The organism is Mesorhizobium sp. LCM 4577 (assembly GCF_001854795.2).
Lineage (GTDB): Bacteria > Pseudomonadota > Alphaproteobacteria > Rhizobiales > Rhizobiaceae > Mesorhizobium > Mesorhizobium plurifarium.
Genome location: NZ_MDDU01000013.1, coordinates 494,139 through 500,846, shown reverse-complemented (window position 1 = coordinate 500,846; position 6,708 = coordinate 494,139). Strand labels below are relative to the sequence as shown.

The 6,708-nt window shown below is 63.6% G+C and carries 7 protein-coding genes; 3 read left to right on the top strand and 4 right to left on the bottom strand.

Annotation, left to right across the window (positions count from 1 at the left end; translation table 11 throughout):
* Positions 1-304: 304 nt before the first annotated feature.
* Positions 305-1,525 (bottom strand): alanine racemase, encoded by a 1,221-nt coding sequence (locus LCM4577_RS17575; protein WP_071072496.1) that lies wholly within the window; start codon positions 1,523-1,525, stop codon positions 305-307.
* 207 nt (positions 1,526-1,732) lie between these two features.
* On the opposite strand from LCM4577_RS17575, the gene LCM4577_RS17570 reads away from it, so the two are divergent.
* Positions 1,733-2,653, top strand: coding sequence for a DMT family transporter (locus LCM4577_RS17570; RefSeq protein WP_071072494.1), 921 nt, complete (start codon positions 1,733-1,735; stop codon positions 2,651-2,653).
* 369 nt (positions 2,654-3,022) lie between these two features.
* Here the strand turns inward: LCM4577_RS17570 and metF are convergent, their stop codons facing one another.
* Positions 3,023-3,940 (bottom strand): methylenetetrahydrofolate reductase [NAD(P)H], encoded by a 918-nt coding sequence (metF, locus tag LCM4577_RS17565; RefSeq protein ID WP_071032088.1) that lies wholly within the window; start codon positions 3,938-3,940, stop codon positions 3,023-3,025.
* A complete protein-coding gene (locus LCM4577_RS17560; protein WP_040988091.1) occupies positions 3,940-4,962 on the bottom strand; it encodes a metalloregulator ArsR/SmtB family transcription factor in 1,023 nt (340 codons plus the stop codon). The genes metF and LCM4577_RS17560 overlap by 1 nt, the downstream gene beginning before the upstream one ends.
* 140 nt (positions 4,963-5,102) lie before the next feature.
* Here LCM4577_RS17560 and tsaA point away from each other — a divergent pair, with 140 nt between their 5' ends.
* Both tsaA and LCM4577_RS17550 read left to right on the top strand, forming a co-directional pair.
* Positions 5,103-5,609 carry a tRNA (N6-threonylcarbamoyladenosine(37)-N6)-methyltransferase TrmO gene (gene tsaA / locus LCM4577_RS17555; RefSeq protein ID WP_071032131.1) on the top strand — a complete coding sequence of 169 codons (507 nt, stop codon included), beginning with the start codon at positions 5,103-5,105 and terminating at the stop codon, positions 5,607-5,609.
* Positions 5,606-5,920 (top strand): DUF2293 domain-containing protein, encoded by a 315-nt coding sequence (locus tag LCM4577_RS17550; RefSeq protein WP_040988087.1) that lies wholly within the window; start codon positions 5,606-5,608, stop codon positions 5,918-5,920. The genes tsaA and LCM4577_RS17550 overlap by 4 nt, the downstream gene beginning before the upstream one ends.
* A 3-nt stretch (positions 5,921-5,923) precedes the next feature.
* On the opposite strand, the gene LCM4577_RS17545 is transcribed toward LCM4577_RS17550, so the two are convergent.
* Positions 5,924-6,553: an MOSC domain-containing protein gene (locus LCM4577_RS17545; RefSeq protein WP_071072492.1), complete on the bottom strand. Its 630-nt coding sequence runs from the start codon at positions 6,551-6,553 to the stop codon at positions 5,924-5,926.
* Positions 6,554-6,708: the final 155 nt, after the last annotated feature.

The following is a 6,708-nucleotide window of genomic DNA, read 5'->3' as shown; positions in this document are numbered from 1 at the left end:
CTTCGCGGGAGGTGGGCATGAGCAAAGGTGCGCCTACAATCCGCCGGGGCTGCCTGCCAGAACCGCCAAATGCCCCACAAGACCGCCGAAAACCGTTCCGCTGCCCTTTTAAAAAGCTCTATTAACACACCGAACCCGACTTCGCTTCCCGTGCAAAGCCCTCCTTGTGGGAGAAGGTGGATCGGCGCGCAGCGCCGAGACGGATGAGGGGTGTTCCAGCGGAGTGAGACGTTGGCTTTCCCTGGAGCACCCCTCATCCGTCGCCTTCGGCGACACCTTCTCCCACAAGGGGAGAAGGTGGAGCCTAATCCGCCATCGTCTCCAAGCTCGCGAACCCCTGCGGCGCGTCGCCTTCGTCGAACGGCGTCGTCACCTCGACGAACGTGTCGGGGAAGAAGCCGTTGAAGCGGGTCCTGAGCGACAGCGAGTAGGCGCCGATATGGCCGATTTCGATCCAGTCGCCGGTGTCGACCGTTTCCGGCAGCCAGAACGGCCTGGACAGGATGTCGACGGAATCGCAGGTCGCGCCGCAGACCTTGAACGGCACGATGGTCTTCTCGTCGCCATTGCGCGCGCGGATCGCGGGATCGGGGATGAAGCGGGCCGGCAGCGTGATCTTGCCCGTCCATGAATCCGACAGCGAGGCCCAGATGCCGTCATTGATGTAGAGCCGCTTGCCCTTGCGCAACAGCACCCGCACGATGAGCGACAGGCAGCGCGCCACGATCACGCGGCCAGGCTCGGCGACCAACGGCATCTGGTCGAACTGATACTCTTTCAGGTCGCCGGCAAGCCGCGACATAAGCTGGCCGAGCGACGGCATCTCGACCTGCTTGCGGTTGGGATCGTGGCCGTATTCGGCGGGAAAGCCGCCGCCGACATCCAAGCCCGCAATGTCGAAGGTCAGGCGGTTACGCACCCAGTCGGCCGAGGCCAGCGCCCGCTCATAGGTGTCGGGATCCTCGATCTGGCTGCCGACATGGAAGCATAGGCCGACCCTGTAGCCGGTGCGGTTCAGGCGTTCGGCAAGCTCGACCGCATTGGCCGGCCCGGCGCCGAACTTCTTCGACAATTCGTAAGCAGCGTGGCCCTTGGTCTGGATGCGCACGAAGACGGTGATGGCGCCGGGGTCGATGTCGAGCGCCCGCACCACCCGCGTCAGCTTGGTGATCTCGTCCTCATGGTCGAGCGAGATTACCCGGATGCCGTATTTCTCCAGCGCCAGCTTGATGTCCGACTGCGCCTTGACCGGATGCATGTAGAGCATCTCGGCATCCGCCGAGACCGCGCGCACGGCCGCGAACTCGCCGGGCGAAGCGACGTCGAAGGTGCTGACGCCGGCTTCCACCAGCGTCTTCAGCACGATCTGCTCGCCGTTGGTTTTCACCGCATAAGCGGTCTTGCCTGGGAACATGCCCATGAACTGCAGGGCATCCGCCTTCAGCACCTGCGGGCGGAAACAATAGACCGGATCGTCGGGACGAAGCGCCAGTGCCGCATCACGGGCATTTTCGAATCGCTGCATGGACGAATCCTCAGGTCTGGAGCGCGCACAATTAATCCTAGCTAGCCGCCAAAGAAAACAGTTCTGTGTCTGGCGACCCGGAGCGGCCGGTCGCACATTTTGCCAACGCTAAACCAGCAGTCAGGTTTCGGGTGGTCCTTGCCGCCGAACTCGATATCGGTTGGTGAAATGTTGACGGGCTGCGATCGGCCCGGGGAGGAACAGGACATGTCCACTATGGCCGGCGCCGTGCCGACGCGCGGACCGATGACGCTCAAGGATTGGACGCAGCTTCTCCTGCTCGGCGCGATCTGGGGCGGCTCGTTCTTCTTTGCCCGCATTGCGGTGTCCGAGATCCATCCACTGGCGCTGGTGCTGTTTCGCGTCGCCATCGCCGCGATCGCGCTCCAGCTCTATCTGGCGGTGCGCGGCCCGTCGTTCCGGCTCGCCTTCCCGCATGCCGGCATGTTCTTCCTGCTGGCCCTCACCAACAATGTCGTGCCCTTCTCGCTGATCTTCGCCGGCCAGACGCAGCTCGGGGCAGGTGTCGCCTCCGTGCTCAATGCGACGACGCCGTTCTGGACGCTGGTCCTGGCCAATGCGCTCACGACCGACGAGAAGCTCTCCTGGAACAAGCTGGCCGGCATCGCGCTCGGCGTTGCGGGAACAGCCGTAATGATCGGCCCGGGCCTTGTTGCCGGTCTCGGCGGACCGGTCTGGGCCAAGTTTGCGCTGATCGGCGCCTCGGTGTCGTATGCGATCGCCTTGATGATCSCGCGCCGCTTCAAGGGTGTGCCCTCGCCGGTCATCGCCACCGGGCAGTTGACCGCCTCGACCATCATCATGATCCCCATCGTGCTCATTGCCTATGGGCCGGCGGGCTTGTTCTCGGCCTCGCCACCGGTCTGGGCCGCGGTGCTGGGGCTGGCGCTGCTCTCCACCGCCTTTGCCTATATCCTCTATTTCAACCTCGTCGCCTCGGCCGGCGCCACCAATGCCTCGCTGGTCACCCTGATCGTGCCGGTCAGCGCGGTGCTGCTCGGCTTCCTCTTCCTCGGCGAACGGCTGGCGCTGTTCGAGATCGGCGGCATGACGCTGATCGGTTTAGGCCTGATCACCATCGACGGGCGGTTGTTCGGCAAATGGTAGCGGTGTCATGCCACACCGCCGCCACAATTTATTCACAACGGCGAAGCCGGCTTTTGCCGAAGAGTTTCAACGGCTAACGGCAAATTCCAGGTCGCAAATTCCACAATCATGTCGCATTGCAGCACGTTTTCCGCTTGCCTGTGGCACAAATGACCCTAGACTCCTGCCATAGCTCTGAAGAGGAGGCTATGACATGGGACTGACGAGGCCGATCAACGCTTTGATGATTTGTGCCGCATTCGCATTCATCGGTGCCCTTATCATAGGCGTTCTTCCCTGACCCGCCAAAGCCGGGAAGACCAGCACCGAGAATAGTCCAACAGTTCGAGAAGGCCGGGTTCTACCCGGCCTTTTCCATTGCAGCCCGCCTTATGCGGCAGCCGAACCGGCCGCCTCTGCTTCATGCGAGCGGATGCCGATCATGTGGCAGACGGCAAAGACGAGATCGGCGCGGTTCATCGTGTAGAAATGGAAGTCGCCGACGCCGCGTTCGACAAGGTCGAGCACCTGCTCGGCCGCTACGGCCGAGGCCACCAGCGCATGCGTCTGCGGGTCGTTCTCCAGCCCTTCGAAACGTTCGGCGAGCCATGCCGGCACCAGCGCGCCGCAGCGCGACGAGAAATTGGCGACCTGGGTGAAATTATGCACCGGCAGGATGCCCGGCACGATCGGGATATAGATGCCGGCGCGTCGCGCCCGCTCGACATAGCGCTCAAAGAGATCGTTGTCGAAGAAGAACTGGGTGATCGCCCGCGTCGCGCCATTGTCGACCTTGCGCTTCAGCATGTCGATGTCGGTGGCGAAATCCGGGCTTTCAGGATGCTTTTCCGGATAGGCCGAGACCGAGATGTCGAAATCGCCGACGCTCTTCAGCGCCCCGACCAGTTCGGCGCCGTTGGCATAGCCGTCGGGATGCGGGCGATAGCTCGTGCCGACGCCGGCCGCCGGATCGCCGCGCAATGCGACGAAGCGCTTGACCCCCATGTCGGCGAACTCGCGGATGACCGTGTCGACCTGATCGCGCGCGGCGTCGACGCAGGTCATATGCGCCGCCGGCGTCAGCGACGTCTCGTTGAGGATGCGCTTGACCGTGCGCGCCGTGCGCTCGCGGGTCGAGCCGCCGGCGCCATAGGTCACCGAGACGAATTTCGGCTTGAGCGGCTCCAGCCTTGTGACCGTGTCCCAGAGCCTTGCTTCCATCTCATCGGTCTTCGGCGGGAAGAATTCGAACGAGACCCGGACCTTGTCGCCAATATCGGGGCGGCGGGAAAAGCGGAACTGGTTCATCAGGCGGTTTCCCCCATTGGGTATGTCTTGGCAGGTAGCGGGTCGTTGGACGGATCGGCAATCAGCAGGCGGCGGTCGCGGCCGAGCCAGAGCTTGACGGTGAGCCTTGCCTCGTTGCCGCCACGCGGCTCGAACTCCTGGCTGTCCTCGAGGTCGAGCCCGGCCTCCGAGAACCAGTCCGACATCTGCCGGTCGGAGAAGCCGAGCCGCATATGGGCGTGCTGGTCGCGCAGGAATTCGAGATTATGCGGCGCGAAGTCGACGACGATCAGCCGGCCCGATGGCCTGAGCAGCCGCGCCGCTTCGGCGATGGCGCGGGCGGGGTCGTCGAGATAGTGCAGCACCTGGTGGATGGTGACGAGATCGAAGGCGTTGCGCTCGACCGGCGGCGAGAAAATGTCGCCCTGGCGCACCTGCGCATTGGCGATGCCGGCCTTGTCGAGATTGGCGCGCGCCACGCTCAGCATCTCGCGTGACATGTCGATGCCGACGCCGCGCCGGTAGAGCGGCGCGAAGATCTCGAGCAGCCTGCCCGTGCCGGTGCCGAGGTCGAGCATCGACTGAAACGGCCGCTTGCCGACGAGCCTTATGAGCGCGGCTTCCACCGCCCTGTCCGGCACATGCAACGAGCGGATATGATCCCAGCTCGCGGCATTCTCGGAGAAATACTCGGCGGCCCGGTCCTGCCTTTTGCGCTTCACCGCCGCCAGCCGCTCGAGATCGCGCACCACCTGCGGATCGGCCTCGCTTATGCCCGACACCAGGCGCTGCACGAAATCGCGCGAATTATCGATGTCTGTCAGCCTGAAGAAGGCCCAGGACCCCTCTTGGTAGCGGCCGATCAGCCCGGCATCGAGCAAAAGTTTCAAATGGCGAGAGACCCGCGGCTGCGATTGCCCAAGGATTTCCGTGAGGTCGGAAACGGTAAGATCACCGCGCGAAAGCAGCACCAGGATGCGGAGCCGGCTGGATTCGGCAGCCGCCTTCAATGTATCTACCATTGTGTCGAGCGAGACATGCATGAGCGGGTTCTCGTTGAAAGATATAAAGATATGTTTATGTCGATTTTGAAACCCTGGCAAGTGCTATGTCGCTTCCGGACAAGAAAATGGCGCAGCCGTGATCCGCGCCTGGCAGACGGTTCTTCAGCGGGATGGTGAGGATGTTCGAGACGCGCGAAGGTGAAACGCTTCTTGCAGCCGATCCGGCAAAGTTGCGGCCGGACGGCCATGTCGTCTTCATCGGCCGCATCGTTTCGCCGTGGGCCAGTCGCGGGGATTGCCCCAAGAACATGCGCACAGCCCGCGAAACCGGGCGGGCCGCGACGGTTCTGATCGATGAGCCCTATCGTCCGGGGCTGCAGGACCTGGAACGCGCCAGCCACATCGTCATCCTGTCCTGGCTCCATCACGCGCCGCGGAATCTGATTGTGCAGAAACCGCGCCATGCGGCTGAACCGAAAGGCGTTTTCTCGCTACGCTCCCCTGCCCGGCCGAACCCTGTCGGCCTGCATGCGGCGAAGCTTGTCGGCCTCGACGTCGAGGCCGGCCGGATCGGGATCGACGCCATCGATGTGCTGGACGGCACACCGATCATCGACATCAAGCCTTATTATGCTTCCACGGATGCCTTCCCCGAAGCGACCATTGCCGGGCGCGGCGAGAAATGAGCGCCCCCACTGGCCGACGCCGCGCCATCGCCAAGGCGCTGACTGCGCTTCTTCCCCTCGCGCCCTATGCCGACATGGAAAAGATCCGCGCCGACGCCGGTTCGGTGCACATGAAGACCCTGCCGCCGACGATCGCGGTGTGGCTGGCGACCATCGCCCATGTCCGCCATGCCCACACCGACTACGAAAAACTGCTCGCCGAAGGCTATGACCGGGATTCGGCACGCTTCTTCGTCATCGAGCAGACCAATGTAGTGCTGACCCGATGGCGGGCCACGCGCCTGCTCGAGGAAGACGACGAGGACGAATAGGCGTCAGGTCCGATAGATCCACTGCTCGGGCACCCGCACGGAAATCTCTTCGCCGGCGCGAATGACGCCCGGCTTCTCGACCCAGGCGACAAGGCCGCGCAGCCGCTTCGCCTCCTTCGGGAAAAGCAGCGCCGTGGCGTTGAGATCCGCAGCGCCGACATGCTCGGCGATCGACTGTCCGGCAACGCGGCACGGCTTGTTCTGGCCGTCGACCTTGAGCGTCACGCCACCCTTGAAGAACAGGAGCGAACCGGCCGGCAGCATCGACAGATGCGGCACGCCTTCGATCACAAGATTGGCGCCGATCCACTCCGGCTTGATCTCCTTGAGCCCCATGCGTTGGGCGACGGTCTCGAGCTCGTCCGCCGCGACCAGCGACAATTGCCGTTCATTGCGCATCTCGGTGCCGCGCGGATACCAGGGCTCGCGCCCGCCGGAACGCCGCGTTGCGCCTGCATGGAAGTCGCCTGCGATACCGTCGAAGCCGAGCTTCAGTTCCTCGACTGCCTGCGTCTCGAAATGATCGTGCGGGGCGGCATAGAGCGCCGCCGCCTTTGCCGTCAGCTTGCGGCCCGGCACGATGTCGGCCGCCGGTTCCGCCACGGGGAAAAGCTCAAGGTTCGTTTCCTGCATGCCGCTGGTCTAAAGGTGCCAACGAATACGGTCCAGTCGAAAGCGCTGATGATCCGATCACACCGTTTGATAGCGATCACGATCTTCTTACCGCAAGTCCCTTTCGTCGGCCGCGGCAAGCCGCAATGCTGCCGCGCCGGCCGCATAGACGATCG

What these genes read in the sequence shown, in the direction of transcription:
- LCM4577_RS17575 (WP_071072496.1), bottom strand. Translation starts at nt 1,525, where the DNA reads ATGCAGCGATTCGAAAATGCCCGTGATGCGGCACTGGCGCTTCGTCCC.
- metF (WP_071032088.1), bottom strand. Translation starts at nt 3,940, where the DNA reads ATGAACCAGTTCCGCTTTTCCCGCCGCCCCGATATTGGCGACAAGGTC.
- LCM4577_RS17560 (WP_040988091.1), bottom strand. Translation starts at nt 4,962, where the DNA reads ATGCATGTCTCGCTCGACACAATGGTAGATACATTGAAGGCGGCTGCC.
- tsaA (WP_071032131.1), top strand. Translation starts at nt 5,103, where the DNA reads ATGTTCGAGACGCGCGAAGGTGAAACGCTTCTTGCAGCCGATCCGGCA.
- LCM4577_RS17550 (WP_040988087.1), top strand. Translation starts at nt 5,606, where the DNA reads ATGAGCGCCCCCACTGGCCGACGCCGCGCCATCGCCAAGGCGCTGACT.
- LCM4577_RS17545 (WP_071072492.1), bottom strand. Translation starts at nt 6,553, where the DNA reads ATGCAGGAAACGAACCTTGAGCTTTTCCCCGTGGCGGAACCGGCGGCC.